Raw genomic sequence first — 26,090 nt, 5'->3', positions numbered from 1 at the left:
GCGCGGGCCGCAATGGCGCGGGCTATCGCTCCGTCCCGATTCCGCGCGTCAGCATCGCCGCGACGGTCTGCGCGATCGCCTCGGGATCGACGTCCTCCTGCCAGACGCTGTAGCGCAGGCCCAGGAACACGTTCATGCCCATGATCGCCCAGGCATGGATCTCGTTCACGTCCTCGCGCACCTCGCCGCGCGCCGCCGCCGCCTGAAGGCGCTTGGCGATGCGCTCGGCGGTGGTCGCATAATGCATGCGGAAGCTCTCGGGATCGACGAACTCGGCCTCGTCGATGATCCGGTAGATCTCCTTGTGCGCGCGGGCGAAGCGGATGAAGGCGAGCAGTGCCGCCTGCTCGGCCGCGATCTGGCCGCCGGTCGCCCCTTTGATCGCCGGGGCCACATGCTCGCGCACCTGCTCGCTCATGTCGCGCACCAGCGCGCGGAACACGTCGTCCTTCGAATCGAAATAGGTGTAGAAGCTGCCCAGCGCGACGCCGGCGCGGCGCGTGATGCCGCTGATCGATCCTTCGTGGAATCCCTTGGCGCCGAATTCCTCCGCCGCCGCGTCCAGGATCAGGCGCAGCGTTCGCCGCCCGCGTGCCGTGCGCGGCTCCTTGCCCGCACTCGCTTCGCCGCCGCCCAGATCCGGTGCTGTGGCGCTCATGCCACGCCCCCTTGCCATTCTGGTCCCTCTTCCCGTTTATCCAAGTTGAAACCCGGTTCAGGTTTCAGTATAGCGTCGAGCGAACACTTACAACCCGCGTTCAAGAACGGGTTCGACCGATGGGGAGGAAATCTGGATGTCACGCCTGAATAGTGCCCGTTCGATTCTGTTCGCGGGCGCTGCCCTCGCGGCAATCGCCACCACGCCCGCATTCGCGCAGGAAGCCGCTGCGCCGGCCGCGCCCGAAGCGCAGGATAGCGCACTCGACAACACGGGCGAAATCGTCGTCACCGCCCGCCGCCGCGAGGAGAAGCTGCTCGACGTGCCGACCGCGGTGACCGCGCTCACTTCGGCCCAGCTCGAACAGGCCGGCGCGATCGACCTTACCGATCTGCAGATCGCCTCGCCCAACACCACGCTCAAGGATGCGCGCGGCACCAACTCGACGCTCGCCGCCTTCATCCGCGGCGTCGGCCAGCAGGATCCGGTGCCGGGCTTCGAGGCGGGCATCGGCATCTATCTCGACGACGTCTATCTGAACCGCCCCCAGGCGGCGGTGCTCGACATCTACGACGTCGAGCGGATCGAAGTGCTGCGCGGCCCGCAGGGCACGCTCTACGGCCGCAACACGATCGGCGGCGCGGTGAAATACGTCACCAAGAAGCTCGCGGATCGTCCGACGATGACGGTCAAGGGCAATTACGGCTCGTACAACCAGGCCGATGTGATCGTCAGCGCCTCCACGCCGATCGGCTCGATGTTCAAGCTCGGCATCTCGGGCGCCCGCCTCACCCGTGACGGCTTCGGCAGGAACCGCAATCTCGGGATCGACAATTACAACAAGAACGTCTGGGCCGGCCGCGCCACGCTGGAGTTCGAGACGCCCGACGAGAAGATGTCGGTGCGGATCACCGGCGACTATACCCATGACAAGTCGAACCCCCGCAACGGCCATCGCCTGATCCCGGGCCTGCTCACCGGCTCGCCGGTGCTGAGCAACGTGTTCGACACCAATGCCGGGCTCAACAGCCCGAAGAACGACGTCCAGGCGGGCGGCATCTCGATGACGGTCAACGCCGAAGTCAGCGAGCTGATCACGCTGCGCAGCATCAGCGCCTATCGCGAGGACACGTCGTACACGCCGATCGACTTCGATTCGACGCCCTCGGTCGATGTCGACGTGCCGGCCTATTACAAGAACAACCAGACCAGCCAGGAATTCCAGGCGCTGATCCATGGTGGCAAGCTCAACGGCATCGTGGGCTTCTATTATCTGGGCGCCAAGGCGACGACCGGCTTCGGCGTGCTGCTGTCGACCACCCTGCCCGGGTTCAACGCCTATACCGCCGGCGATGTGCGCACCGAGACCAGCTCGATCTATGGCGATTTCACCTTTGATTTCACGCCGCAGCTGAGCCTCACGCTCGGCGGCCGCTACACCTGGGACCAGCGCCGGAGCTATGTCTTCAAGGCGAGCTATTTCGGCCTGACCCCGGACTTTGGCGGCACGCCGATCCCGGTCGGCGCGCCGTCCACCGATTTCCGCGGCACCGCCAATTTCAAGCGCTTCACCCCGCGCGCCACGCTCAGCTTCAAGCCGAGCGCCGACCACATGGTCTATGCGTCCTATTCCGAAGGCTTCAAGGGCGGCGGCTTCGATCCGCGCGGCTCGGGCACGTCGGCGCCGATCAGCAATCCGGCGGCCGGCCGCACCTATCAGGACATCTACAACTACCTCTCCTTCGATCCGGAGACGGTGAAGAGCTATGAGGTGGGCTGGAAGGGCGCCGCGTTCGATCGCCGCCTGAACTGGTCGCTCGCCGGCTTCTATTCGGACTATTCGAACGTCCAGATCCCGGGCTCGGTCGGCTGCCTGATCAACAATGTCCAGAGCTTCTGCGGCATCACCACCAATGCCGCCAAGGCCGACATCAAGGGCGTGGAGCTCGAGACCAACGCCGTGCTGGCGCGCGGCTTTGCTGGCCCGGGCTCGAGCGTCTTCTTCAACGGCGCGCTCGGCTATATCGACGCCAAGTACAAGCGCTTCATCGGGCCGACCGGCACCGATGTCGCCAATGTCCGCGTGTTCCAGAACACGCCGAACTGGACGCTGGCCGGCACGCTCGGCGCGGCGCTGCCGATCGGCAGCGGCGACCTCAACGCCACCACCACCGTGTCGTATCGCAGCCTGACCCATCAGTTCGAGACGGCCAGCCCGTTCCTCGACCAGCCGGGCTACACGCTGCTCGACGCGCACCTGGTCTATAATTTCGGCGGCGGGCGCTATTCGATCGGCATCCACGGCAAGAACCTGACCAACGTACACTACAAGACCGCCGGCTATCAGTATATCAAGGCCAACCTCGCCGGGCAGCCGCTCGACGGGACCATCCCGGGCAACGTCATCACCAACGGCACCGGCTATGTGCCGACGCTGGGCAAGGAAGGCGTGGCGACGGCCTTTTACGGCAATCCGCGCCAGATCTTCGGCTCGTTCAGCGTCAAGTTCTGAGCGCCGCGCGATCCGTGAACCCAAGGAGCCGGGCGTCCCATTGACGTCCGGCTCTTTTCTTGCCGAGATGCTGCCATGAACGCTTCCGCTTCAAACCCCGCGAGCCGTCCCGGCTATCGCGGCGTCGTGCTGGCGATGCTCCTGCTCGTCTACACCTTCAACTTCCTCGACCGGCAGATACTGGGCATCCTTGCCAAGCCGATCATGGAGGACCTCCACCTCACCAAGACCGAGTTCGGCGCGATCGGGGGGCTGGCCTTCGCGATCCTCTATTCGGTGCTCGGCGTGCCGCTCGCCTATCTCGCCGACCGGACCAGCCGGTCGGGCGTGATCGCCGGCGCGCTGGCGGTGTGGAGTGCGTTCACCGGGCTGTGCGGCATCGCCACCGGCTATTGGCAGCTCTTCCTGTTCCGCCTGGGTGTCGGCGTCGGCGAGGCGGGGGGCGTAGCGCCATCCTATGCGGTGATCTCCGACTATTTCCCGCCCGAGCGGCGCGCCCGCGCGCTGGCCATCTATTCGCTCGGCATCCCGATCGGGCTGGCGCTCGGTACGTTGCTCGGCGCTTATATCGCCGCGCTGGTGAACTGGCGCGCGGCGTTCATCACCATGGGCGCGATCGGCCTGGTGATCGCCCCGATCTTCCGCTGGGTGGTCCGCGACGTTCCGCGCGCGCCCGCCGGGCAAGGCGCCGCGGCCGGTGCGCCCGTGAGCGCGGTGTTCGGCATCCTGGCCGGCAAGCCCGCCTTCTGGCTGCTTGCCTTCGGCGCCTCGTGCAGCTCGCTGTGCGGCTATGGCCTGGCGCTGTGGACGCCGCTGGTGCTGATGGGCAATTTCGGCTTCGACCTGGTGGCGACCGGCCAGTTCATGGCCTCGCTGCTGCTGATCGGCGGCACCGCGGGCGTGTTCGCCGGCGGCTGGTTCGCCGACCGGCTCGGCAAGGGCGACCGCGCCTGGTACGCCTGGCTGCCGGCCATCGCCTGGCTGCTCACCGCGCCGCTCTTCGCGGTCGGCTTCCTCACGTCCAACCCCTGGATCGCCTGGCCGCTGCTGCTGATCCCCAACGGGCTCAACATCCTGTGGCTCGGCCCGGTGACCACCGCCGTCCAGCACCTCGTGCCCCAGCATATGCGTGCCACCGCCTCGGGCAGCTTCCTGCTGATCAACAACCTGATCGGCATGGGCCTGGGCCCGCTGTTGATGGGCTTCCTGTCCGAGGAGCTGAAGGCGAGCTACGGGGCCGACGCGCTGCGCTATGGCGCGGTGTTCTGCCTCGGCTTCTATGTGCTGGCCGGCATCCTCGCGCTGCTCGCGGCCCGGCACGTGCGCAAGGGCTGGGTCGACTAGGACGGATCGACATTCAGCTCCGTCCCTTCCGCGCCTGGTGGCGAGGGAAGGAAGTTGTATGTCGAAGCCTCTCCCTCTTCCGTCATGCTGAACTTGTTTCAGCATCCAATTCTCCACCAGCGATATCGCCGGTGGCACGTTGGACCCTGAAACAAGTTCAGGGTGACGAAGGAGGTTGGCTCGAACTGTTCCGGCCCGCCAAGCCACACCCTTGGCCTGCATGCCGATTGGCCCTGGAAGCGCCGCCACCTAGGTAGTTTCCCGACTCGGCGGATTCCGGAATCGCGCAAATTACGGATTTGCACGATTCTGCAAATGCGTTCCGAAAGGATGCCTTTCCGGGACGGCCGGGCGGGGATGGGACCGCCCGGCCACCCGCGGATGCCCGCGATCAGCGCTCGCGCGTCGCGGCGAACTTCACCTTGGGATAGCGATCGGCGACATAGCCGACTTCCCAGCTCGACTTGGCCATGAACACCGGGTTGTCGTCGCGATCCTTGGCCATGGCGCCGCGGTTGAGCGCGACGAAGTCGGCCAGGTCCTTGGGATCCTCGGCCGAGATCCAGCGCGCGGTCTCGAACGGCGCGACTTCCAGTCCGGCTGCCACCTTGTACTCGGCCTCGAGCCGGCTGATCAGCACGTCCAGCTGCAGCTGCCCCACCACGCCGATCACCCAGTTCGAGCCGATCTCGGGATAGAAGACCTGGGTCACCCCTTCCTCGGCCATGTCGTCCAGCGCCTTGCGCAGCTGCTTGGTCTTGGTCGGATCCTTGAGCACCACCCGGCGCAGGATCTCCGGCGCGAAATTGGGCAGGCCGGTGAAGCGCACGTCCGCCTTCTCGGACAGCGTGTCGCCGACGCGCAGCACGCCGTGATTGGGGATGCCGATGATGTCGCCGGGGAAGGCCTCGTCGGCCAGCTCGCGCTCGCGGGCGAAGAACAGGATCGGCGAGTGGATCGCGATCGCCTTGCCGTGCCCGGTCGGCGTCAGCTTCATGCCGCGCTTGAAGGTGCCCGAGACGAGCCGCATGAACGCGATGCGGTCGCGGTGATTGGGGTCCATATTGGCCTGGACCTTGAACACGAAGCCCGTGACCTGCCCCGCATCGGGCGAGACCGGCGCCGGCTCGGCGGGCAGCGCGTGCGGCGGCGGCGCATGGGTGGCGATCGCGTCGATCAGCGAATCGACGCCGAATTCCTTCAGCGCCGAGCCGAAATAGACCGGGGTCAGGTCGCCGTGCCGATAGGCCTCGGCATCGAACGCCGGATAGCCGGCCTGGGCCAGCTCGACATCCTCGCGCAGCCTGGCGAGGTTCTCGGCCGAGAGGATCGCGTCGAGCTGCGGATCGTCGAGGCCGCTGGTCTGGACCACCTTGCCGTGGAATTCGCGGCTGTCGCCCTCGGGCAGCAACAGGCGGTTGGTGGCCAGGTCGAAAATGCCCTCGAAGGTGCCGCCCATGCCCACCGGCCAGGTCATCGGGCACACGTCGAGCGCGAGCAGGTCGGCGATCTCGTCGAGCGTCTCGAACACATGGCGGCCTTCGCGGTCCACCTTGTTGACGAAGGTGATGATCGGCACGTTGCGCAGGCGGCAGACCTCGAACAGCTTCCGGGTCTGGCTCTCGATGCCCTTGGCCACGTCGATCACCATCACCGCCGAATCGACCGCGGTGAGCGTGCGATAGGTATCTTCCGAGAAATCCTCGTGGCCCGGCGTGTCGAGCAGGTTGAAGGTGATGCCACCCCGCTCGAAGGTCATCACCGAGCTGGTGACCGAGATGCCGCGCTGCTGCTCGATCTTCATCCAGTCCGACCGTGCGCGCCGGGCGGCGCCGCGTGCCTTCACTTCGCCGGCAAGATGGATCGCGCCGCCGAACAGCAGCAGCTTTTCGGTGAGCGTGGTCTTGCCCGCGTCGGGGTGCGAGATGATGGCGAAGGTACGGCGGTCGGAAACTGGCATGGTGGCGGGCGCTTTAGAGCATCGCAGCGAAAAGTGGGAACCGGTTTTCGCGCCCGCGATGCGCCGGCGGGAAGAAGCGAGTCAACGGGCTAGCGTCACCCGCATCGTGAAGGTCTTCGATTCACCCGGCGCATAGCGCTGCATCAGCGGCTTGTCCCAGATCTCGCCGTCGAAACCATAGGGGTCGGCGATGCCGTGCCAGGGCTCGATGCACAGATAGCGCGCGCCCGGCTTCATCCACAGGCCCAGCGCCGGCGTATCGGGGAAATCGCAGACCAGCTGCGGCCCGCCCTCGGCGCCATAGGCGAGCGACTGGCTGCGTACCGGATTCCATACCAGCGCATCGCGCTCGAACAATGCGTCGTGCAGCGCGAGCACGCGCCCCTCGACCGGGCTTTCCCAGCCATCGGCATCCATCCAGCCGCCCTTGACGATCGCCGCCAGCTGGCCCGGCTCGTCCTCGGCGAAGGTGATCCGGTGCGCCGCCTTTGCCGCGCCATAGGGGAGCGGCCAGGCAAAGGCGGGGTGGAAGCCGAAGCTCGCCGGCATGGCGACATCGCCGGTATTGGTGACGGTGACGTCCATCGCGAGCGTGGCGCCCCGCAGCGAGAATGCGGCATCGAGCGCGAAGGCGAAGGGATAGACGGCGCGCGTCTCGGCATTGTCGATCAGCCGCAGCACCGCCCGGTCCGGCGCCTGGTCGATCAGCGCGAAGGTCTGGCGCCGGGCGAAGCCGTGCTGGGGCAGTGCATATTCCTTGCCGTCCAGCCGGTATCTGTCGTCCATCAGCCGCCCGATGATCGGGAAGAGCAGCGGCGCCCGCCCGGACCAGAAGGCGGGGTCGGCATCGGTCATCAGCGCGCGGCCGCCCGCGTCGCGCAGCGACCAGAGCTCCGCGCCCAGCGGGTTGATGACGGCGTTGAGCGCCTCGGAGCCGATCTCGATCATGACTCGCGGTGCACGGCAAAGCCCTGCCAGCTCTGGTTGACCGGCATCAGCTCGAGCGCATTGACGTTGAGGTGCGGCGGCAGCGTTGCGACCCACAGGATGGTCTCGGCGATGTCCTCGGCGGTCATCGGGTTGACCCCGGCATAGAGCTTGTCCGATACGTCCTGGCTGCCGGTGCGCACCAGCGTGAACTCGGTCTCGACCATGCCCGGCTCGATCGAAGTGACGCGCACCCCGGTGCCGTGCAGGTCCGCGCGCAGGTCCAGGCTCAGCTGGCGGACGAACGCCTTGGTCGCCGCATAGACGTTGCCGCCGGGATAGGGATAGGTCGCCGCCACCGAGGAGAGGTTGATGATCGCTCCCTTGCGCGCGATCAGCCCGGGCAGCAGCTTGTGCGTGATCGAGACGAGCGCGGTGACGTTCGTGTCGATCATCGTCCTCCAGTTGGCGAGCGATGCCTGCTGCGCAGGCTCCAGGCCCAGCGCCAGCCCGGCATTGTTCACCAGCAGGTCGATGTCGCGAAAGCCCTCGGGCAGCCCATCCAGCGCTGCATCGCGTGCCGCCTCGTCGCGGATGTCGAAGGCGAGCGTGCGGACATTGTCGCGCGCGAGCTTTTCCAGCCGATCCTCGCGCCGGCCGGTGGCGACGACATTCCACCCCGCATCGGCAAAGGCATGTACGCATGCCTCGCCGATTCCTGCGGTGGCGCCGGTGATGAGTGCGATGGGCATGTGGGTCTCTGCGTGTCCGGGTTGGGCGCCATGTGGCTTGGTCTGCCTCCTGTAGCCTCCCCAGTAATTCCAGCAACGAGTTTACCGGCTAGAGCGCAATCGACTCGACAAAATACTCGATGTTCTCGGCATTTCTCTGCGCCGCGGCGGGGTCTTTCGAAGCCCGTTCGCGTGCAGGCTCTGTACCATAGAGCGAACGTGTAGAAGGATCGGCAGTGCCTCCCGTCAAAAGAAAGTGACTCATTTCATGGATTAATATTCCCGGCCTGGAAGAATATCCATGCGGAAGCGCAATAAAGAATCCGCGATGTAAATCTATCGTAAAAGGAACGGTTGAACGAACACGGGCATAAAGCGTCGTACTCTTAACCGCGCATCGAAAGTTGACTCCCGAAACGAAAGCTCGGGATCGCTCCAGAATGGATATCACATTGTCTGCGGCTGGCGAGGGGTGCGATTTTATCCCCAACCATACATCCATGTAAGCAGCATCGCTCACGTTCGGATTCTTCAGGGCGGCTATCGCTTTGTCCAGGACGGGCCCGACCTGGCTGAGGGCCGCATTGGCCGCCGCCAGCTCATCGCCGGCGCAGGGCGGGGAGTCGAAGATCTGCGCCTGAGCACTCCCTCCAGAGGCGGATAGCAAGATCCACCCCGATGCAATGCATATAAATACTTGCCGCCCAACATTCTTGAAATGATAGGATTTCATGATGCCCCCCGACGCTATCGGAAGACAAAATATAGCATAGCTATTGATCTGCTGCCATATGATGCTGAGAACTACCTTAAGTGCGCGCCCAACTTTGCTGCCGCTGCGACGACCTTGTCGGCGATCGCCTTCAGTTCCTCATCGGTGAAGCTTTTCTCGCCTGGCTGGAGCGTGACTTCGATGGCCAGGCTCTTCTGCCCCTCCGGCACGCCGGTGCCGGTGAAGACGTCGAACAGCCGGGCATCGACGATCGCCGCCTTGTCCGCGCTCTTCGCGGCGCGGACGAGGTCGCCCGCCGCGAGGCTGTCCGGCACCAGGAAGGCGAAGTCGCGCGTCACGGCCTGGAGCGCGGGCGGCGTATAGGCCGTGCGCATGAAGCCGGCCCCGCCCCGCTTGGCGGGCAGCGCATCGAGATAGAGCTCGATCGCGGCGACATCGCCGTCGAGGTCGAACGCCTTGAGCACGCTCGGGTGGACCATGCCGAAGGCCGCGAGCACCGTCTTCGGCCCCAGGCGCAGCGTTGCCGACTGGCCCGGGTGCCAGACGTCGCCGGCCTCACCCATCACCTGCAGGTTCGCCACCGGTGCGCCGGCGGCCTCGAGCAGCGCCAGCGCCTCGGCCTTGGCGTCGAACGCCGTGAAGGGCTGGGCCTTGCCCCCCTGCCAGCCGCGCGGCGTCCTGGCGCCCGCGAGCAGCACGCCGAGCGTCACGCGTTCATCGAGATTCTTGGCACCGTCCGCCAGATAGCGCCGGCCCAGCTCGAACAGGCGCACGGAAGTCGCGCCGCGCTTGAGGTTGCGCTCGGCAGCCCCCAGCAGGCCCGGCAGCAGCGACGGGCGCATGACCTTCATGTCCTCGCTGATCGGATTGGCCAGCGTCCAGGCGCCGCCGCCGAACGGCGCCGCCTCGGCTTCGGAGACGAAGCTCCAGGTCACCGCCTCGTTGAGACCGCGCGCCGCCGCGGTGCGGCGCAGCTTGCGCTCGAGCTTCTGCTCGGGAGTCGCGGTCGGCCGGGCCACGCCCGGCACGCGCGAAAGCGGCGTCGAGGGGACATTGTCGATGCCTTCGATGCGGATCACTTCCTCGACCAGGTCGGCCGGACCGTCCACGTCGCGGCGCCAGCTCGGCGCGGTGACGCGCAGCATGTCGAAGCCGCGATCGAGGTCGACAGGATCGCCATTGCCGTCGAGCGGCTGGACGGTGAAGCCCAGGCTTTCGAGGATCTCGACCTGCCGCGCGGCCGGCACCGCAAGGCCGCCCAGCGTCTCGGCGAGCCTGGGATCATAGCCGGTGGTCACGCCCACCTTGGGCAGCGTGCCGGCGCGCGTCACGGTGCTCGCCTTGCCGCCGCACAGCTGGATCACCAGCCGCGTCGCGATCGCGATGCCGTCCTCGAGGAACTGCGGATCGACGCCGCGCTCGAAGCGTGAGCGGGCATCGCTGGTCAGGTTCAGCTTCTGGCCGGCGCGGGCGATATGGTCCGGGTCGAAGAACGCGCATTCGATCACGACGTCGGTAGTGGCCTCGGACACGCCGGTGTCCTCGCCGCCCATGATGCCGCCGATATCGTGCACGCCGTTCGCGTCGGCGATCACGGTGATGGTCTCGTCGAGCGTATAGGTCTTCTCGTTGAGCGCCAGCACCTGCTCGCCGGCCCTGGCCTTGCGCACCGTCAGCGCGCCCGACAGCTTCGCCTTGTCATAGACGTGCAGCGGGCGGCCCAGGTCGATCATCACATAGTTGGTGATATCGACCAGCGCCGAGATCGGGCGCTGGCCGATCGCCTTCAGCCGGCGCTGCATCCAGTCGGGCGACGCGCCGTTGGCGACCCCCGAAACGGTCTGGCCATAATAGGCCGGGCAGCCCTCGGGCGCCTCGATCTTCACTTCGGGGCCTGCCCCCTCGCCCGCCACCGGCTCGGCGTCGAGCGGCTTGAGCGTGCCGAGGCCCGCCGCGGCGAGATCGCGCGCAATGCCGCGCACGCCCATGCAGTCCTGGCGGTTCGGGGTGATCGAGATGTCGAACACCGGGTCGTTCAGATCGGCATAGTCGGCGAACGCCGTGCCGACCGGCGCATCGGCCGGCAGCTCGATGATGCCGTCATGGTCATCGCCCAGCTCGAGCTCGCGCGTCGAGCACATCATGCCGTTCGATTCGACCCCGCGCACCGCGGCGACCTTGAGCGCCATGCCGTTCGCGGGCACCACCGCGCCCGGGGTGCCGAGCACGCCGACCAGGCCCGCGCGCGCATTGGGCGCGCCGCAGACGACCTGCAGCACCTGCTCGCCGGTATCGACGGTCAGCACCTGCAGCTTGTCGGCCTGGGGATGCCGCTCGGCGGTCAGCACCTTGGCGACGCGGAAGCCGTTCAGCTTCTCGCCGGGATTCTCCACGCCTTCCACTTCGAGGCCGACGCGAGTCAGCGCCTCCTCGATGTCGTTCAGCGAAGCCTCGGTATCCAGGTGCTCCTTGAGCCAGCTCAGGGTGAACTTCATGCGCCCACTCCCCCGCTCAGCGTGGGCACGTCGAGTGCCGAGAAGCCATAATGCTTGAGCCAGCGCAGATCGCCGTCGAAGAAGGCGCGCAAATCGTCCATCCCATATTTGAGCATCGCCAGCCGGTCGACGCCGGTGCCGAAGGCGAAGCCCTGCCATTCCTCCGGATCGAGGCCGCAGCTCTCGATCACCTTGCGGTGGACCATCCCGGAGCCGAGCACTTCCATCCAGCCGCCATTGTCCGACTTGCGCGGATCGCCGCCGATCACGCGCTTGCCGTTCTGCCAGGTGAAGCCGACGTCCACCTCGGCGCTCGGCTCGGTGAACGGGAAATAGCTCGGGCGCAGCCGCAGCACGATGTCGTCGCGCTCGAAGAATGCCTTGAGGAAGGTCTCGAGCGTCCATTTGAGGTGGCCGAGCGTGATCCCCTTGTCGATCACCAGGCCCTCGATCTGGTGGAACATCGGCGTGTGCGTCGCGTCGCTGTCCGAGCGATAGACGCGGCCCGGCGCGATGATCCGGATCGGCGGCTTGTTCGCCACCATGGTGCGGATCTGCACCGGCGAAGTATGGGTGCGCAGCAGGTATTTCTGGCTGCCGTCCGCCTCGCGCGGGAAATAGAAGGTGTCGTGCATCGCCCGCGCCGGATGCGTCTCGGGGATGTTGAGCGCGGTGAAATTGTGCCAGTCGTCCTCGATCTCGGGACCGGTGGCGACCGCGAAGCCCAGATCGGCGAAGATCTCGGCCAGCTCGTCCATCACCTGGCTGACCGGGTGCACGCTGCCCGCGGGCACGCTGTCGACCGGCAGTGTCATGTCGATCGTCTCGCTGGCGAGGCGCGCATCGAGCGCCGCCTTCTCCAGCCCGGCCTTGCGGCTGGCGAGCGCCTCGGTCACCGCTTCGCGCAGCGAATGGATGCGCGGCCCTTCGACCTGGCGCGCCTCGGGGCTCATCCCGCCCAGGGTCTTGAGCAGGCCGGTGATCGTCCCCTGCTTGCCGAGCGCATGCACGCGCACGGCCTCAAGCGGTTCGAGCCCCGCCGCGGCGTCGATCGCGCCGAGCAGGTCGGTGCGGAGCTGGTCCAGATCGGTCGTCATCAAATCCTCATTTGGTCGAGGGAGCCTCTAGCGGGGGCGGGGGCAAAGAAAAAGGGCGCCGGTGTTGCCACCGGCGCCCCATTTTCTCGTGCGCGCGTCAGGCCGTTCAGGCGGCCTGGGGCAGAGCCGCCTTCGCCTGCGCGACGATGGCGGTAAAGGCTTCGCCTTCATGCATCGCGATATCGGCCAGGACCTTGCGGTCCAGCTCGATGCCGGCGAGCTTGAGCCCGTGCATGAACTGCGAATAGGTCAGGCCCTCGGCGCGGACGCCGGCGTTGATGCGCTGGATCCACAGACCACGGAAGGTCCGCTTCTTAACCTTGCGGTCGCGATACGCGTACTGGCCGGCCTTTTCGACGGCCTGACGGGCGATGCGGATCGTGTTCTTGCGACGACCGCGATAGCCCTTTGCCTGCTCAAGAATGTTCTTGTGCTTGGCCTTGGTGGTAACACCACGCTTAACTCGTGCCATTTGTCAGGCCCTCCTTACTTCAGACCGTAGGGCGCCCATGCCTTGATGTGCGCGACATCGGCATCGGCGAGCACGGAGGTGCCGCGGTTCTGGCGGATATACTTGGCGTTGTGGCTGATCAGCCGGTGGCGCTTGCCGGCCACACCGTGCTTCACCTTGCCGGTGGCGGTGAGCTTGAAGCGCTTCTTCACGCCGCTCTTCGTCTTGAGCTTGGGCATTTTCGTCTCCTTGAGTTCGACGATTGCGGACACGCGCGGCAGCCCATACAGCCGGCGCATCCCTACGATCGCGGAAAGCGGGCCCCCTAGCGCAAAGCCCCGGCCGGTGCAAGCCGAGTCGGAGATCGGCCATCGGCGAAGGACGGGAGGGAAGAATCGGGGTCCCGCGGCGCAAGCTTTCGAGTCGCCGATCAATGGCCGTGATCATGCCCCCGGCAGGCCAGCGCCTCGAGGATGTCGTCGATCCGCGCCGGGTCGCCGGCGGCGATCACTTCGCCGTTGCTCCCGGCATGCAGGGGGTCGCCCTGCCAGTCGCACATCCGCCCGCCCGCGCCCTCGACGATCGGCACCAGCGCGGCGAAGTCGTGCAGCTTGAGCCCCGCCTCGACGACGATGTCCATCCAGCCGCTCGCGACGCAGCCATAATTATAGCAGTCGCCGCCCAGCACCGTGCTCATCACCGCGCCGTCGAGATGCTCGAACGCATGGAGTTGGTCGTCGCCGAACAGCGCCGGCGAAGTGGTGGCGAGGATCGCCTGGTCGAGGTCGCGGCAGCGTCGCGTCGCGGCCGGCTTGCCGTTGAACAGGGTCGGCCGCCCCATGACGCCCAGCCAGCGCTCCTTCGTCACCGGCTGGTCGAGGATGCCGAGCAGCGGCCAGCCTTCCTCGACGAGGGCGATCAGCGTGCCGAAGATCGGGCGGCCGGCGATGAAGGCGCGCGTGCCGTCGATCGGGTCGAGCACCCACAGGCGCCCGCTCGTCCCTTCGCGCCTGCCGAACTCCTCGCCCTGGATGCCGTCCATCGGGCGCTCCGCGATGATCAGCTTGCGCATCGCTTCCTCGGCGGCGCGATCGGCGAGCGTGACCGGGGACTGGTCGTCCTTGGCCTCCAGGCCGTGGGCGCCGCGGAAATAGGGGAGGATCGCCGCGCCCGCCGCATCGGCAAGGCGTTCGGCGAGGGCGATATCGGCTGTGGTCACGGGCATTCGACACGCCCTAGCCCCGAGATTTTGACTCGCCAAGGTCACAAAGCCCTGCCACTCCACCCGCCGATGCGCCGCCGCCTGCTGATTCCGATCGCGTTTCTCGCCGCCACGCCCGCCGCGGCGCAGGGCCTGCGCGCCGTACCCGCCCAGCCGGCTTCGGAGGCCGAGGCGCTGCGCGGCGTCGAAGTGTTCCTGATCAACGAAGGCGATCTGCCCGTCTCCGATGCCGGTCCGCGCCAGATCGAGATCACTGCGGTGGACGGAACCAGGCTCGTGCTCGAGCGCGCGCCCGGGCCGCTGCCGACCGTGGCGCCGCACGGTTTCGCCAAGGCGCGCTACGTGCCGGTGGGCCTGGCCGGCCGCGCAGTGCCGCCCACCGAGCAGCATGCCGCTGCCGAGATCCCCGAGGGCGAGACGGCGGTGCAGAGCGCGACCGGCAGCTCGGCGGCGTTCGTCGACCGGTTCGAGCCGCATGAGCCCATCTATGGCGCTTTCGGATTGAAGGATGCAGGCGGCAAGCTGCAGGTGAGCTTCGCGTTCCGCCCGTTCGGCGAGAAGGCGCCGCTCAAGCTTGGCAATCTGCGCTTCGCCTATACCCAGACGATGTTCTGGGCGCTGAACCGGCCTTCGGGTCCGTTCCGCTCGACCAATTACAGCCCCGAAGTCTATGCCGACATTCCCGTCGGCGAGACCACCAGGGTCGCGTTCGGCTATCGCCACGATTCGAACGGGCGCGGCGTGGCCGACTCGGTCGATCTCAACCGGGTGTTCCTGCGCGCCGAGAAGCGCTTCGACCTGGGCGGCGACTGGCATCTCGATGTCGCGCCCCAGGCCTGGTTCTATCTCGGCCGGCTCGGAACCGCGCCGGACGTGAAGGATTATTTCGGCTATACCAGCCTCACCGCCGCGATCGGCCAGCAGGACGGGTTGAAGCTTTCGCTCACCGGCCGCGGCAATTTCGAGACGGGCAAGGGCGCGGCCGAATTGTTCGTCTCCTACCCCCTGGCGCGGATTGCCAAGGGGGTCGGCTTCTATATCTTCGGTCAGGCCTTTACCGGCTATGGCGAGGCACTGGACGACTATCGCCGGAACGACACCCATGCCCGGATCGGCATCGCGCTGACGCGCTAGCCGCCGGCAAGCACATTCAGGAGGATCGCCATGCGCAAATTGCTGATCGCCGCCGCCGCCCTGTCGCTCGCCGTGCCGGCCGCCGCCGCGCTCAAGGCCGGCCAGCGCGCCCCCGATTTCACTGCGCCCGGCGCGATGGCGGGCAAGCCTTTCACGGTGAACCTCAAGGCGGCGCTGAAAAAGGGGCCCGTCGTCCTCTATTTCTTCCCTGCCGCCTTCACCGAGGGTTGCAATGCCGAGGCGCATGCCTTTGCCGAGGCGCTGCCCGATTTCCAGAAGGCCGGCGCCAGCGTGATCGGGATGACCGCGGGCAACATCGACAAGCTCGAGGCCTTTTCGGCGGAGAAGTGCGCCGGCAAATTCGCCGTCGCCGCCGCGAGCCCCGAGATCGTCAAGGCCTATGACGTCCAGCTGACCAGGCCCGACGGCACCGCCACCAAGATCACCAGCCGCACCTCCTATGTGATCGCGCCCGACGGCAAGGTTCTCTTCGTCCATTCGGACATGAGCCCGGCGGGGCATATCCGGCTCTCGCTCGAAGCGGTCCAGAAATATCGGGCAGCGCACAAGCACTGATCTCCGGCGCCGATATTTTCACGAGTCCGCAAGCTTTGCTCACCGGATATTAGCAGTTGGGCCCTAGTCTGCAGGGCGTGGCGGTGCTGCGGGGCGGCACCGTCTGGACCAATTTTCTGGTGAGGAATTGAGGCAGATGGTCGCGGCCAAGGCCGTTCGGGTGGCAAGCGGTTCCCAGGCCGCACGTAGCCTGTACGACCGCATCGGGGAGTTTCTGGTGGACCAGCGGCTGGATCCCGATCCGGCCAACTATGCCTTCGCCTATCAGCTCCTCGCCAATCCCGATGGCCCGCTCGCCCGGGCGGTGCATGCGTTGACCGATGGCGGTGTCCGCCTCACCCGGCGCGACATCGAGACGCTGGGTTGCGACGTGCAGCCCGTGGCCGGCACGCCCACCGCCACGCTCGAGAAAGCCCAGGGGCTGGTCGCCCAGACCCAGATGCAGGTCGAGGGCTTCCAGGACATGGTCACCGCGATGCGCGCCGAGACCAAGGATTTCGGCCGCGACCTCGCCGCCAGCGCGCAGGCGATGCGCAGCTCGGGCGGCGACGATATCGAGGTCGCCCGCATCACCGCGACGATGCTCGAGCGGGTCCGCAATGCCGAGGAGCGGCTCGAGACCGCCAATCGCGAAGCCAGCGAGCTGCGCACCAAGCTCGAGGAAGCGCGCGACAACGCCCGTCGCGACCCGCTGACCGGCCTGCCCAATCGCCGCGCCTTCGAGGAAGCCTATGCCGCCCAGGCCTCGACCGGCGCGCGGATCTCCATGGCCGTGTGCGACGTCGATCATTTCAAGTCGGTCAACGACCGGTTCGGCCATGTCGTGGGCGACCGGGTGCTGAAGGCGCTCGGCGAAGCGCTGTCCGACACCTGCAAGGGCCACCTTGTCGCGCGCTATGGCGGCGAGGAGTTCGTCGTCCTGTTCGCCGGACTCGATCTCCGGGCCGCCCGCGAGGTGCTCGATCGCGCCCGCATCGCCGTTTCCGCCAAGCGCTACCGCCTGCGCGAGACCGACGCTCCCCTGGGCGAGATCACCTTCTCCGCGGGACTCAGCCCGGCGGCCCCGGGCGAAGTGTTCGGCACCGTGTTCCACCGCGCCGACCAGCTCTGCTACGCCGCCAAGAATAGCGGCCGGAACTGCATCCGCATCGATTGACCGGAATCGGACAGAGACTGTCCGCCTTTGATTGGGAAATTACGCCATAGCTTGGTGTGAAATTTCCCAACCACGCGTAACTTTCTTACTCGTGCCCAATGAAATCAATCACTTAGAAAACTGGCACGCTCCCTGCAATTCATCTGGCATCGGCAACACCGGATGGTCCGGCAGCCGGAAATACAGGGAGTAACTATCATGGCCGTTCGTATCAGCTCGTTCCAGCACAGCGTTGCCGTCATCGGCGCCGTCGTCCTCACCTATGCCATCGTGCTCTTCTCCTCGCCCGTGGTTCCGATCGCATGACCCGCAGCGGCCAGCACGGAATGGAGAGGATAAGTATGACGCGTAGCCTGATGATCGGTTTGGCCTCTTTCGCCATCACCGCAATGACGATCGCCACGGTCGGCCTGCAGGGTTTCAGCCACATCGGCTGAACCCTGCCGGACCGCCCGGCGGCGGCCCGCACGGCGGAACCTCGACCCGCCCCCTCGGCTTCCCCGGCATTCCATGAGGATGCCGCGATACCCGAAACCGCCGAGAGATCCGTGACGCGCTCCGGACATGAGCGCGAGAATCCAAGTTCAACCCCGAATGGCGGCCGCATCCGCGCCGCGCAGCCCGTGCGCGGGCCCATGGTCCGGCCATCCTTCTCGCCGGGCGCATCTCGCCATGCCGATCCGGATCAGGCGGCGGCACCGGCTCCCACCGGCCCGATCGGGGCCTCCTCGCCGCGCGAATAGGTGCCGGTAAGCAGCCCGGCGGCGATCACCCGGCCTTCCATCGCGCGCAGGATGGCACTGCGGCCCGGATTCTCGCCTGGATCCTCCCCTTCGCTCAGCGCGAAGAGCTGGAAGGCATAGCTATGCTCGCCATGCCCGTTGGGCGGATCGGGCGGCAGCCAGCCCTCGACGAAGCGGCTGTTGCGGCCGACATCCTCTCCTTCCGGATTGCCCTCGCCATCGGGCGCGATCTCGCCTTGCTTGAGGTCGCCGTCGAGCGGCAGGCCCCAGACGATCGCATGCACCACCGGCTGCGGCGTCGGCGCGTCGGGATCCTCGACGATCAGCACCAGCCGCGCCGTGCCTTCGGGCACGCCGGTCCAGAAGAGCGGCGGCGAACTGCCCTCGCCGTCGGCGGTGAAGCGATCGGGCAGCCGCGCGCCATTGGCGAAGGCCGGGCTGGCGAGGTGGATCACGCCTTCGCCGGCCAGTTCGGGCCGGACGATCGCCAGCTTGTCGGCTCCGGCGCGAAACGGGCTCAGCGCCTTGCCGAGCCAGCGGGGAAGATGTTCGAGCATAAGCACCCCGAGGATTGCCCGATCGGAGCGATCAGGACCTTGCGGGAAAAGCGCATGGCGGCGGCGGGAGTTTCATTCCGCCGCGGTCTCCGCGCCGTAGATGTCGAGATCGAGATACAGCCCGCGTTCGGCGAGCAGGGCCAGCGTGCCCGCTTCCAGCCGCATCCCCTCATTCCATTCGGCGAGGAAAAGGCCCGCGAAGATCCGGCCGCCGAACCGCGTCGAGAAATCGCGCCAGATATCAAGATTACCGGTCAGCGGTGCCAGCAGCGCGCGGATCTGCCCATCGAGATTGCCGGGGGAGCAACGATCGGCCTCGATGCGCCACGAACCCGTAGGCGCGATTTTCGCGGCGCCGAGCGAGGTGTGCCATATGCCGCCCTTGCGGACGCCGACAGTCGGCGGGCTTGCCAGTCCGGCGGTCAGTTCCTCCGGATCGAGATCATCCCCGTAGAAGCCCAGCAGCGCGGCGGTCCGGCGCAGCGCCGCCATTAAAGGTCGAGCTTCTCGTAATCGGCGGGCGGCGGGATCCCTTCCATCCGCTCGCTCAGCAGCGGGCGGAAGCTCGGGCGGCTCTTCATCCGGATGTACCAGCCCTTGGCCTGTTCATGGCTCTTCCAGTCGATCCCGCCCAGATAGTCGGCGATCGAGATCTGCGCCGCGGCGGCAAGGTCGGCGAGGCTCATCGTCGGGCCTGCCAGCCAGGTACGGTGATCGAGCAGATAGTCGATATAGTCGAGATGATTGACCGCCGCCTTCATCGCATTGCGCAGGGCCTGGCCATCGGGCGACTGCTTGTAGACGATGCGCTTCAGCATCCGCTCGTGGAGCAGGGGCGCCGTGATCTCCGCATAGAAATTGGTGTCGAACCAGATGGCGAGGCGCCGGATCTCGGCGCGATCGGTGGCGGTGCCGTTGAGCATCGGCGCCTTGTTCACCGTTTCCTCGAAGAACTCGCAGATCACCTGCGAATCGATCAGCGTGACGCCGCGCTCGTCATCGACCATCACCGGCACCTGGCCGGTGGGATTCAGGTCGAGGAACTCGTCACGCCGCAGCCAGGGCGATTCGCGCACCGGCTCGTAGCCCACGCCTTTTTCGCCCAGCAACAGCCGGACCTTGCGCGAGAAGGGACAGAGCGGGAATTGGTAAAGCTGCCACATCGGCTCGCTTTAGGACTCGGGATGCGCCCGCGTAAAGCGCTTGCGGGCGCGGCTTGCGTCCGGGACGCACGGCAGCGCGCCATATGGTTGCCGGCCGGCCGGAAAGGGGTGCGATCGTTGCGCGGGCGGATCAGTTCTTGAGCGCGGCGCGCAGCGGGGCGAGCGCCGCGCGGAGCCGGGCGGCGGTCTGGTCGAGCGATTCCTGCATCTGCAGCGCGCCGTCGGTGAGCTTGCCCGCGACGGCGACGGCCGCGCGCGCGTCCTGGTGGAAGTGCTTCTCGAAATCGGGATCGTTGCGGCGCTGGATGTCGCGCAGCGTATCCTGTTCGCCGATCCTGGGATCGGCATAGCGCGCGATGGGGCCGACCCGGGTATCGAGCACGATGCCGGCAAGGTTGGTGAGCATGGCCGCCGCGCCTTCCTGCACCATCGGATTGTTCAGCGCACGGGCGAGCGCCTCTGCCCTGTCGCGCGTGGAGGCATCGCGCGTGGGCGCGGGCTGCGACTGCTGGGCGAGCGCCGGCATCGCGACGGTGCAGAACAGGGCGGCAGTGAGGACGAGACGCATGATACGCTCCGGAGTCTGACTCGGATATCCCGTGCCTATAGCACAAATGGCCGGCGCGCGGGGAACGGGTTGCGACGAGCCGTGGCGCCCCTCGCCGGAAGGGAAGGCTGGGGGCCTTGCGCGGGCTCCTAGTCCTCGGCGTCCTTCACCGCGCCATGCCCGATCGGCACCGAGAGCAGGCGGTTAAGCTGGGCCCTGAACTCGCCGAGATCGCCGCCGGTAAGCTGCTGCGTGCTGGTGAACGAAACCGAACGCGGGTTCACCGCCATGCCGTTGCGATACAGCTCGTAATGGAGGTGCGGCCCGGTCGAGAGGCCGGTATTGCCCACCGCGCCGATCCGCTGCCCGCGGCGCACATGCTCGCCGTTGCGGACATAGATGCGGCTCAAATGGCCATAGCCGGTGCCATAGCCGCCGCCATGGGTCACCTTGATGAAGTTGCCATAGCCGCTGCTGCGGCCGGCGAACTGGACGACGCCGTCGCTCGCGGCGAAGACCGGCGAGCCCCAGGGCGCGGCGATGTCGACGCCCCGGTGCATGCGGGTATAGCCGAGGATCGGGTGACGGCGCATGCCGAAGCCCGAGGAGAAGCGGCCGTTCGCCGGCATCGCCATCGCGCCGGTGCTGTTGCCCCGGCCCGAGCCGTCGAACCAGCTGGTCTTGCCGCCCTGCTCGAACGGGGCGAGCTGCACCTTGTTCGAGCAGCCGCTGACGCCGGCGTACATCAGGGTGCCGAGTTGCACCTCGCCGGTCTCGGCGCGCGCCTGGCCGACGATGATGTCGAACTTGCAGTCCGAGCCCAGCCGGGAGACCGGCGTGCGGGTGGCGAGCGTCTTGATGTAGCTCTCCACTGCCTTGGCAGGCGCGCCGGCCGCGCGGGCCGAGCGATAGAGCGACCTGCCGATCGTGCCCTGGATGCGCAGCGGCGTCCGGTCGATCGCGATCGGGATCGCGCGCATCGAAAGCGCGTTGCCGGCCCGGACGAACTCGACGCGCTGATCGAACCGGGTGCGGATGTCGAGCTTCTCGAGGGGGCGCGGCTGCGACTTGTCGACGCGGCGGCCCAGCGTGTAGTCGGCCATGGTGTTGGACTGGATCTCGTCCAGGGCCACGGCCTTGGTGATCATGCTGCTGACCGTCGTGGCATCGGTCTTGCCGATGCCGGAGCGCAGCAGCGTCGCGAACAGCGCGCCGCCCGAGGCCAGCTTGGTGGTGCCTTCGAGGATCGGCCGTTCCGGCGTGTCCGAAAGCGGCGCGACCAGCCCGGTCGCGGCGACGCGGGCGCCGGTGCGCGAACCCATGCCGAGCGGCTTGATCGCCTGGGCCTGGGTCGCGTCGAACTCGGCGCCCGAAAGCGGCGCGGGAACGGTGCCGTAGATCGGATTCTCGAAGCCAGGGGCGAGCAGCAGCGTGGCGGTGATCAGGGCGACGCAGGTGGCGGCGCCGCGATACCAGGTCAGCGAGCCGATGCGCGAGCCCAAGTCCGGCGCGAATTCGAAGTCGGCCAAGCGCTCGTTCAGGCGTGCGGCAAGGCCGCGCGCCGAGGCCGTGGCGCGCGCCGATGCGCCGCCGCCGGTCAGCCCCTCTCCATGGTCACTACGCAGATACAAGGCGCAACGCCCCCCAAAAGGTCGTCGATGTCGTGCCGTAAACCCCCGGCTACCGACAAGATCACTGTGGAAGGCAGGACTTAAAGTCAAATTAAGCACCCTGTTCGGGACCGCCGCGTGCGGCGAGTTGTGCCACCTCGCGGATGAAGCGAAGCGTGCGGTATATTCGTCAGTATTTCCAACATGGTTAAGGCGAATCGCCAATCCGGGGGAGTTGCTTAAGGGGCGACTCGGAACGATCTTGGAGTCGCAATGAGTCGTTTCGCGCGTTCTCCGATCACTGCCGTGCTGGGGCCCACCAACACCGGCAAGACGCATCTCGCAGTGGAGCGGATGGCCGGCCATGCCAGCGGCATGATCGGCTTCCCGCTGCGCCTGCTGGCGCGCGAGGTCTATGATCGCGTCGTCAGGATGAAGGGCAGCGCCGCCGAAGTCGCGCTGATCACCGGCGAGGAGAAGATCCTGCCGCCCAAGGCGCGCTGGTTCCTGTGCACCGCCGAATCGATGCCGTTGGAACGCGACGTCGCATTCGTCGGCCTGGACGAGGCGCAGCTGGGCGCCGACCCCGAGCGCGGCCATGTCTTCACCGATCGCCTGCTGCGCGCCCGCGGCCGCGAGGAGACGATGATCCTCGGCTCGGACAGCTTGAAGCCCATGCTGAAGGCGCTGGTGCCCGAGGCCGAGGTGATCGGCCGGCCGCGCTTCTCGACGCTCAGCTATGCCGGCGCGAAGAAGCTGTCCCGCCTGCCGCGCCGTTCGGCGATCGTCGCGTTCAGCGCCGAGGAAGTCTATGCCGTCGCCGAAGCGCTTCGAAGGCTCCGCGGCGGCGCGGCGGTGGTGATGGGCGCGCTCAGTCCCCGCACCCGCAACGCCCAGGTGGCGATGTTCCAGGCGGGCGAGGTCGATTATCTCGTCGCCACCGATGCGATCGGCATGGGTCTCAACATGGACGTGCACCATGTCGCCTTCGCCTCGCTCTCCAAGTTCGACGGGCGCCGCCAGCGCCGGCTGACCGTGGCGGAGATGGCGCAGATCGCCGGGCGCGCGGGGCGGCATCAAAGGGACGGGACCTTCGGCGCGCTGCACGAGGAAGGCCCCAATGCCTTCACGCCGGAGGAAGTGCTGGCGATCGAGGCGCACCGGGTGCCGCCGCTGGAGAAGCTCTATTGGCGCGAGGGTGAGCCCGATTTCGCCAGCATCGATGCGCTGATCGCCAGCCTCGAGGCCAAGCCGCAGAACGCCGTGCTGCGCGCGGCGCCCGAGGCGGTGGACCTTGCGGTGCTCAAGCGGCTTTCGGAAGAGGATTGGGTGCGCCAGCGCGTGCGCGCGCCGGCGATGGTCAAGCGGCTCTGGGCGGCGTGCGGCCTGCCCGATTTCCGCAAGCTCGGGCCCGAGCCGCACAGCCGCTTCGTCGGCCGGCTGTTCGGCCATCTCTCCGAAGGATTCGGGCATGTGCCGCACCAGTGGTTCGCCGACGAGATCCAGCGGCTCGACAATATGGGCGGCGATGTCGAGACGCTGGCCGGGCGCATCGCCGCGGCGCGCAGCTGGGCCTATATCGCGCACCGGGCCGACTGGCTCGAGGACCCGGTCCACTGGGCCGAGCGCACGCGCGCGGTGGAGGAGAAGCTCTCGGACGCGCTGCACGCCAGCCTGACCCAGCGCTTCGTCGACAAGCGCACCACCGTGCTGCTCCGCCAGATCGGCGTCGACGCGTCGAACCTGCCGGTGACGATCGGGCCCGAAGGCGAAGTGACCGTCGAGGAACATGCCCTGGGCACGCTCACCGGCTTCCGCTTCACCGTCGCGCCCGAGGCGCGCGCCGCGGACAAGCGCATGCTGCTCGCGGCGGCGGAGAAGCGGCTGGGCGGCGAGTATCGCAAGCGCGGCGCCGCGCTGGCCGAGGCGGGGGACGAGGCGATCGTGCTGGCCGGACCGGTGCTCGCCTGGAACGGGGTGGCGGTGGCGGCGCTGGAGCCCGGGCCCAACATCGCCCGGCCGCGCATCCGGCTGGATCGCGCGCTCGACGTGCTCGACCCGGCGGCCAGGAACGCGGTGCAGGTCCGGCTGGAACGCTGGTTCGCCGATCAGGTCGGCAAGCGCCTGACCGTGCTCGGCAAGCTCGATGCCGCGACGCGCGATCCGGCCGCCGGCTCGCCGCTACGCGCACTCGCCAATGCGCTGCTCGAAGCCGGCGGGCTGCTCCCGCGTCGCGCCGCCGCCACGCTGGTGGAAGCGCTCGACCCGCAGGCGCGCCAGCGGCTGCGCAGGATCGGCGTCACCATCGGCACGCTCGACATCTTCGCGCCGGCGCTGCTCAAGCCCGGCGCGGCGCGCTGGCGGCGCGAACTGATGGGGCTGGCCGAAGCGCCGCGCGACGGCGCCACCGTATTGCCGCGCGCCGCGGCGGGGGCCGATCTCGTCCATGGCTATCGCCCGCTGGGTGCCCAGGCGGTGCGCGTCGACCTGGTCGAGCGCATTGCCCGTGCCGCGCACGACGCGCGCCAGGGGCGCAAGCCCTTCGCTCCCGATCCCGCGCTCGCCACGTCGATGGGGCTCACCGCCGAGACGCTGGCCCGGCTGATGGCGCAGCTCGGCTTCCGCACCGCCCGCTCCATCGAGGGCGAGCCGCAGCGCTGGATCTGGCAAGGGCTGGTCGCGCCGGCCGCGCCCAAGGCGCCGCCGCGCGACAATGCCTTCGCGGCGCTCGAGGCGCTGAAACATGGCTGACGGCGCGGCGATGCGGATCGACCGGTTCCTCTGGTGGTCGCGCCTCGCCAAGACGCGCTCGGCGGCGCAGGCGATCGCCGAGAAGGGCATGCTGCGCATCGACGGCCGCCGCGTCGAACGCAGCTCGGCCCCGGTGCGCGTGGGGTGCGTCGTGGCCTTCCCGCTCTATGGCAAGGTGCGGGTGATCCGAGTCGAGCTGCTGCCCGCAAGGCGCGGCCCGCCGGGGGAAGGGCGCGCCTGTTATCAGGACCTGGTGGTCACTGAGAACGTCTCGCAGGAAGCGCCAACTGATTGACGCAGCGAATCCACAGGCATAGCAGGACCCCCACGTCTTCGATCCAAGGGGCCAGTTTCCATGACCTATGTCGTCACCGACGCCTGCATCCGGTGCAAGTACATGGATTGTGTCGAGGTCTGTCCGGTCGACTGCTTCTATGAAGGCGAGAACATGCTCGTCATCAATCCGAACGAGTGCATCGACTGCGGCGTCTGCGAGCCCGAATGCCCGGCCGAGGCGATCCTGCCCGATACCGAGAACGGCCTCGAAAAATGGCTGGAGCTCAATCGCACCTATTCGGAGTCCTGGCCCAACATCACGCAGAAGGGCGACGTGCCCGCCGATGCCGATGCGATGAAGGGCGTCGAGGGCAAGTTCGAGCAGTTCTTCTCGCCCGAGCCCGGTTCGGGCAGCTAGTCTCTAGTTCTTGCCGATGTCCGCAAGGATGTCGGCCATCTCCTTGCGGCGCTTGGGGTCCGGCTCCTCCGCTGCCGCGATGCGCAGCCAGTGCATCATCTCGGCCGCCGCTTCCCGGTCGGTCACCGTCTTTCCATCTGGCGCCGCACGCCGGAATGCGGCCCGTGAGATGAGCGCGGCGGCATCGGTGCGGCCGCCGGCATAGGCTTTCTTCCACCATGCGACCGCGGCATCCGGATCGGCCGGGCCGCCATCGCCGTTCCACAACATCTGGCCGAGCAGGAATTCGGCATTGTGCTGGCCTTGCGCGGCGGCGTCGGTCAGCCATCGCCGGGCCGCGACCATGTCCTGCGGCAGATTCGCGCCGGTCAGCAGCCAGCCGGCATAGTCGGTCTGCGCATTGGCATTGCCCGCTTCCGCGGCCTCGCGGCACAGCGCCACGCCGCGCGGCGTATCCTTCGGCCCGCCCCGGCCCGAGGCCAGCAGCGTGCCGAGCGCGCATTTCGCCTGCACCCAGCCGAGCCGGGCCGCGCTGGCATAGAGGGTGCGCGCCTTGGCCAGGTCCTGCGGCCTGCCTTGGCCGTTCTCGAAGCAGAGCGCGAGATTGTGGGCCGAATCGCCACGCTGCGGCGCAGCACGTTCGAACCAGCCACAGGCCTTTTCCGGATCGCGGGGCCAGCCGATCCCGCCGAAATTGCTGGCCTCGCCCGCCAGCTCGGAAGCGGAGGCGTCGCCCTGCAGCGCCAGGGTTTCGATCCGGCGGACGAACTCCTCCGGTGCCAGCGTCTCACGCGTGTCGAGCAACGCCTTGACCGCCGGCGAGAAGATGGAGCCGGTGTCCTGAGCCTGGAGGAGCAGAAGTAGCGCGAACATGCCTCAGCAATGCCCGAGTCGAGAGATGGCCACAATCCTGCGATTAATTGCATATTTTCGCTGCAAGGCGGCACAGGCGGTCTGGTAATTTTATTGCAAACGTGTTAAATGGCCCAAGACGGAGGAAAACTCGCCTCCGCCCGGAGAAGCAAAGAG

At 67.4% G+C, this 26,090-nt stretch carries 24 protein-coding genes; 8 read left to right on the top strand and 16 right to left on the bottom strand.

Annotated features, from left to right (window positions below; translation table 11 throughout):
• Positions 1 to 22: 22 nt before the first annotated feature.
• The gene (locus CAP40_RS01755; RefSeq protein ID WP_256923971.1) at positions 23 to 658 is read right to left on the bottom strand and encodes a TetR/AcrR family transcriptional regulator; all 636 of its coding nucleotides are present in this window, start codon (positions 656 to 658) and stop codon (positions 23 to 25) included.
• 136 nt (positions 659 to 794) lie between these two features.
• On the opposite strand from CAP40_RS01755, the gene CAP40_RS01750 reads away from it, so the two are divergent.
• Both CAP40_RS01750 and CAP40_RS01745 read left to right on the top strand, forming a co-directional pair.
• Complete coding sequence (locus CAP40_RS01750; protein ID WP_086127632.1) at positions 795 to 3,170, top strand: TonB-dependent receptor; 2,376 nt, start codon at positions 795 to 797, stop codon at positions 3,168 to 3,170.
• 75 nt (positions 3,171 to 3,245) lie between these two features.
• Entirely contained in the window at positions 3,246 to 4,514 is a 1,269-nt protein-coding gene (locus CAP40_RS01745; protein ID WP_086127631.1) for an MFS transporter, read from the top strand.
• A 391-nt stretch (positions 4,515 to 4,905) separates the two neighbouring features.
• Here CAP40_RS01745 and CAP40_RS01740 read toward each other — a convergent pair whose 3' ends face one another.
• From CAP40_RS01740 to hisN, 9 genes are all read right to left on the bottom strand, one after another.
• Positions 4,906 to 6,474, bottom strand: coding sequence for a peptide chain release factor 3 (locus CAP40_RS01740; RefSeq protein WP_086127630.1), 1,569 nt, complete (start codon positions 6,472 to 6,474; stop codon positions 4,906 to 4,908).
• Positions 6,475 to 6,555: 81 nt separating this feature from the next.
• On the bottom strand, positions 6,556 to 7,422 hold the full coding sequence (locus tag CAP40_RS01735) for an aldose 1-epimerase family protein (RefSeq protein WP_086127629.1): 867 nt from the start codon (positions 7,420 to 7,422) through the stop codon (positions 6,556 to 6,558).
• Entirely contained in the window at positions 7,419 to 8,153 is a 735-nt protein-coding gene (locus CAP40_RS01730) for an SDR family NAD(P)-dependent oxidoreductase (RefSeq protein ID WP_086127628.1), read from the bottom strand. The genes CAP40_RS01735 and CAP40_RS01730 overlap by 4 nt, the downstream gene beginning before the upstream one ends.
• Positions 8,154 to 8,241: 88 nt before the next feature.
• Complete coding sequence (locus CAP40_RS01725) at positions 8,242 to 8,865, bottom strand: M35 family metallo-endopeptidase (protein WP_086127627.1); 624 nt, start codon at positions 8,863 to 8,865, stop codon at positions 8,242 to 8,244.
• 71 nt (positions 8,866 to 8,936) lie between these two features.
• Positions 8,937 to 11,360 (bottom strand): phenylalanine--tRNA ligase subunit beta, encoded by a 2,424-nt coding sequence (pheT, locus tag CAP40_RS01720; RefSeq protein WP_086127626.1) that lies wholly within the window; start codon positions 11,358 to 11,360, stop codon positions 8,937 to 8,939.
• Positions 11,357 to 12,457 (bottom strand): phenylalanine--tRNA ligase subunit alpha, encoded by a 1,101-nt coding sequence (gene pheS / locus CAP40_RS01715; protein ID WP_086127625.1) that lies wholly within the window; start codon positions 12,455 to 12,457, stop codon positions 11,357 to 11,359. Before pheS ends, pheT begins: the two co-directional genes overlap by 4 nt.
• A gap of 106 nt (positions 12,458 to 12,563) precedes the next feature.
• Positions 12,564 to 12,929, bottom strand: coding sequence for a 50S ribosomal protein L20 (rplT, locus tag CAP40_RS01710; protein WP_086127624.1), 366 nt, complete (start codon positions 12,927 to 12,929; stop codon positions 12,564 to 12,566).
• 14 nt (positions 12,930 to 12,943) lie between these two features.
• Entirely contained in the window at positions 12,944 to 13,147 is a 204-nt protein-coding gene (gene rpmI, locus CAP40_RS01705) for a 50S ribosomal protein L35 (protein WP_078103280.1), read from the bottom strand.
• A 191-nt stretch (positions 13,148 to 13,338) separates the two neighbouring features.
• Positions 13,339 to 14,133, bottom strand: a complete 795-nt coding sequence (gene hisN, locus CAP40_RS01700) for a histidinol-phosphatase (RefSeq protein ID WP_086127623.1) — start codon at positions 14,131 to 14,133, stop codon at positions 13,339 to 13,341.
• A gap of 66 nt (positions 14,134 to 14,199) precedes the next feature.
• On the opposite strand from hisN, the gene CAP40_RS01695 reads away from it, so the two are divergent.
• The 3 genes from CAP40_RS01695 to CAP40_RS01685 all read left to right on the top strand — a co-directional run bounded on the left by CAP40_RS01695 (position 14,200) and on the right by CAP40_RS01685 (position 16,996).
• Positions 14,200 to 15,264: a phospholipase A gene (locus CAP40_RS01695; protein ID WP_086127622.1), complete on the top strand. Its 1,065-nt coding sequence runs from the start codon at positions 14,200 to 14,202 to the stop codon at positions 15,262 to 15,264.
• A 30-nt stretch (positions 15,265 to 15,294) separates the two neighbouring features.
• Positions 15,295 to 15,840 carry a peroxiredoxin gene (locus CAP40_RS01690; protein WP_086127621.1) on the top strand — a complete coding sequence of 182 codons (546 nt, stop codon included), beginning with the start codon at positions 15,295 to 15,297 and terminating at the stop codon, positions 15,838 to 15,840.
• Positions 15,841 to 16,057: 217 nt separating this feature from the next.
• Positions 16,058 to 16,996 (top strand): GGDEF domain-containing protein, encoded by a 939-nt coding sequence (locus CAP40_RS01685; RefSeq protein WP_306298538.1) that lies wholly within the window; start codon positions 16,058 to 16,060, stop codon positions 16,994 to 16,996.
• A gap of 685 nt (positions 16,997 to 17,681) precedes the next feature.
• Here the strand turns inward: CAP40_RS01685 and CAP40_RS01680 are convergent.
• From CAP40_RS01680 to CAP40_RS01660, 5 genes are all read right to left on the bottom strand, one after another.
• The gene (locus CAP40_RS01680; protein WP_086127619.1) at positions 17,682 to 18,296 is read right to left on the bottom strand and encodes a YbhB/YbcL family Raf kinase inhibitor-like protein; all 615 of its coding nucleotides are present in this window, start codon (positions 18,294 to 18,296) and stop codon (positions 17,682 to 17,684) included.
• Positions 18,297 to 18,368: 72 nt separating this feature from the next.
• On the bottom strand, positions 18,369 to 18,788 hold the full coding sequence (locus CAP40_RS01675; protein ID WP_086127618.1) for a DUF4279 domain-containing protein: 420 nt from the start codon (positions 18,786 to 18,788) through the stop codon (positions 18,369 to 18,371).
• Entirely contained in the window at positions 18,788 to 19,459 is a 672-nt protein-coding gene (locus CAP40_RS01670; protein WP_086127617.1) for a glutathione S-transferase family protein, read from the bottom strand. The genes CAP40_RS01675 and CAP40_RS01670 overlap by 1 nt, the downstream gene beginning before the upstream one ends.
• A gap of 130 nt (positions 19,460 to 19,589) precedes the next feature.
• On the bottom strand, positions 19,590 to 20,027 hold the full coding sequence (locus CAP40_RS01665; RefSeq protein ID WP_086127616.1) for a hypothetical protein: 438 nt from the start codon (positions 20,025 to 20,027) through the stop codon (positions 19,590 to 19,592).
• 128 nt (positions 20,028 to 20,155) lie between these two features.
• Positions 20,156 to 21,637, bottom strand: a complete 1,482-nt coding sequence (locus CAP40_RS01660; RefSeq protein ID WP_086127615.1) for a M23 family metallopeptidase — start codon at positions 21,635 to 21,637, stop codon at positions 20,156 to 20,158.
• Positions 21,638 to 21,889: 252 nt separating this feature from the next.
• Between CAP40_RS01660 and CAP40_RS01655 the strand changes: the two genes are divergently transcribed.
• The 3 genes from CAP40_RS01655 to fdxA are packed head-to-tail and all read left to right on the top strand — an operon-like array spanning position 21,890 to position 25,061.
• Entirely contained in the window at positions 21,890 to 24,367 is a 2,478-nt protein-coding gene (locus tag CAP40_RS01655) for a helicase-related protein (RefSeq protein WP_086127614.1), read from the top strand.
• Positions 24,360 to 24,662, top strand: coding sequence for an RNA-binding S4 domain-containing protein (locus tag CAP40_RS01650; protein WP_086127613.1), 303 nt, complete (start codon positions 24,360 to 24,362; stop codon positions 24,660 to 24,662). Before CAP40_RS01655 ends, CAP40_RS01650 begins: the two co-directional genes overlap by 8 nt.
• Positions 24,663 to 24,722: 60 nt before the next feature.
• Entirely contained in the window at positions 24,723 to 25,061 is a 339-nt protein-coding gene (gene fdxA / locus CAP40_RS01645) for a ferredoxin FdxA (protein ID WP_086127612.1), read from the top strand.
• Positions 25,062 to 25,064: 3 nt separating this feature from the next.
• On the opposite strand, the gene CAP40_RS01640 is transcribed toward fdxA, so the two are convergent.
• Complete coding sequence (locus CAP40_RS01640; protein ID WP_086127611.1) at positions 25,065 to 25,934, bottom strand: tetratricopeptide repeat protein; 870 nt, start codon at positions 25,932 to 25,934, stop codon at positions 25,065 to 25,067.
• Positions 25,935 to 26,090 lie beyond the last annotated feature (156 nt).

This window comes from Sphingomonas sp. IBVSS2, assembly GCF_002127225.1.
In the GTDB taxonomy this organism is placed as follows: Bacteria; Pseudomonadota; Alphaproteobacteria; order Sphingomonadales; family Sphingomonadaceae; genus Sphingomonas.
This window is presented reverse-complemented; position numbering and strand designations above follow the sequence as displayed.

Bases quoted from the DNA above. Each gene is read 5' to 3' on its own strand.
- CAP40_RS01745 (WP_086127631.1), top strand. From the start codon at position 3,246: ATGAACGCTTCCGCTTCAAACCCCGCGAGCCGTCCCGGCTATCGCGGC.
- CAP40_RS01640 (WP_086127611.1), bottom strand. From the start codon at position 25,934: ATGTTCGCGCTACTTCTGCTCCTCCAGGCTCAGGACACCGGCTCCATC.
- CAP40_RS01690 (WP_086127621.1), top strand. From the start codon at position 15,295: ATGCGCAAATTGCTGATCGCCGCCGCCGCCCTGTCGCTCGCCGTGCCG.
- CAP40_RS01665 (WP_086127616.1), bottom strand. From the start codon at position 20,027: ATGCGTCTCGTCCTCACTGCCGCCCTGTTCTGCACCGTCGCGATGCCG.
- rplT (WP_086127624.1), bottom strand. From the start codon at position 12,929: ATGGCACGAGTTAAGCGTGGTGTTACCACCAAGGCCAAGCACAAGAAC.
- pheS (WP_086127625.1), bottom strand. From the start codon at position 12,457: ATGACGACCGATCTGGACCAGCTCCGCACCGACCTGCTCGGCGCGATC.
- CAP40_RS01680 (WP_086127619.1), bottom strand. From the start codon at position 18,296: ATGCTCGAACATCTTCCCCGCTGGCTCGGCAAGGCGCTGAGCCCGTTT.
- CAP40_RS01670 (WP_086127617.1), bottom strand. From the start codon at position 19,459: ATGTGGCAGCTTTACCAATTCCCGCTCTGTCCCTTCTCGCGCAAGGTC.
- CAP40_RS01735 (WP_086127629.1), bottom strand. From the start codon at position 7,422: ATGATCGAGATCGGCTCCGAGGCGCTCAACGCCGTCATCAACCCGCTG.
- fdxA (WP_086127612.1), top strand. From the start codon at position 24,723: ATGACCTATGTCGTCACCGACGCCTGCATCCGGTGCAAGTACATGGAT.
- CAP40_RS01675 (WP_086127618.1), bottom strand. From the start codon at position 18,788: ATGGCGGCGCTGCGCCGGACCGCCGCGCTGCTGGGCTTCTACGGGGAT.
- CAP40_RS01730 (WP_086127628.1), bottom strand. From the start codon at position 8,153: ATGCCCATCGCACTCATCACCGGCGCCACCGCAGGAATCGGCGAGGCA.
- CAP40_RS01695 (WP_086127622.1), top strand. From the start codon at position 14,200: ATGCGCCGCCGCCTGCTGATTCCGATCGCGTTTCTCGCCGCCACGCCC.
- hisN (WP_086127623.1), bottom strand. From the start codon at position 14,133: ATGCCCGTGACCACAGCCGATATCGCCCTCGCCGAACGCCTTGCCGAT.
- CAP40_RS01755 (WP_256923971.1), bottom strand. From the start codon at position 658: ATGAGCGCCACAGCACCGGATCTGGGCGGCGGCGAAGCGAGTGCGGGC.
- CAP40_RS01725 (WP_086127627.1), bottom strand. From the start codon at position 8,865: ATGAAATCCTATCATTTCAAGAATGTTGGGCGGCAAGTATTTATATGC.
- CAP40_RS01655 (WP_086127614.1), top strand. From the start codon at position 21,890: ATGAGTCGTTTCGCGCGTTCTCCGATCACTGCCGTGCTGGGGCCCACC.
- rpmI (WP_078103280.1), bottom strand. From the start codon at position 13,147: ATGCCCAAGCTCAAGACGAAGAGCGGCGTGAAGAAGCGCTTCAAGCTC.
- pheT (WP_086127626.1), bottom strand. From the start codon at position 11,360: ATGAAGTTCACCCTGAGCTGGCTCAAGGAGCACCTGGATACCGAGGCT.
- CAP40_RS01650 (WP_086127613.1), top strand. From the start codon at position 24,360: ATGGCTGACGGCGCGGCGATGCGGATCGACCGGTTCCTCTGGTGGTCG.
- CAP40_RS01740 (WP_086127630.1), bottom strand. From the start codon at position 6,474: ATGCCAGTTTCCGACCGCCGTACCTTCGCCATCATCTCGCACCCCGAC.
- CAP40_RS01750 (WP_086127632.1), top strand. From the start codon at position 795: ATGTCACGCCTGAATAGTGCCCGTTCGATTCTGTTCGCGGGCGCTGCC.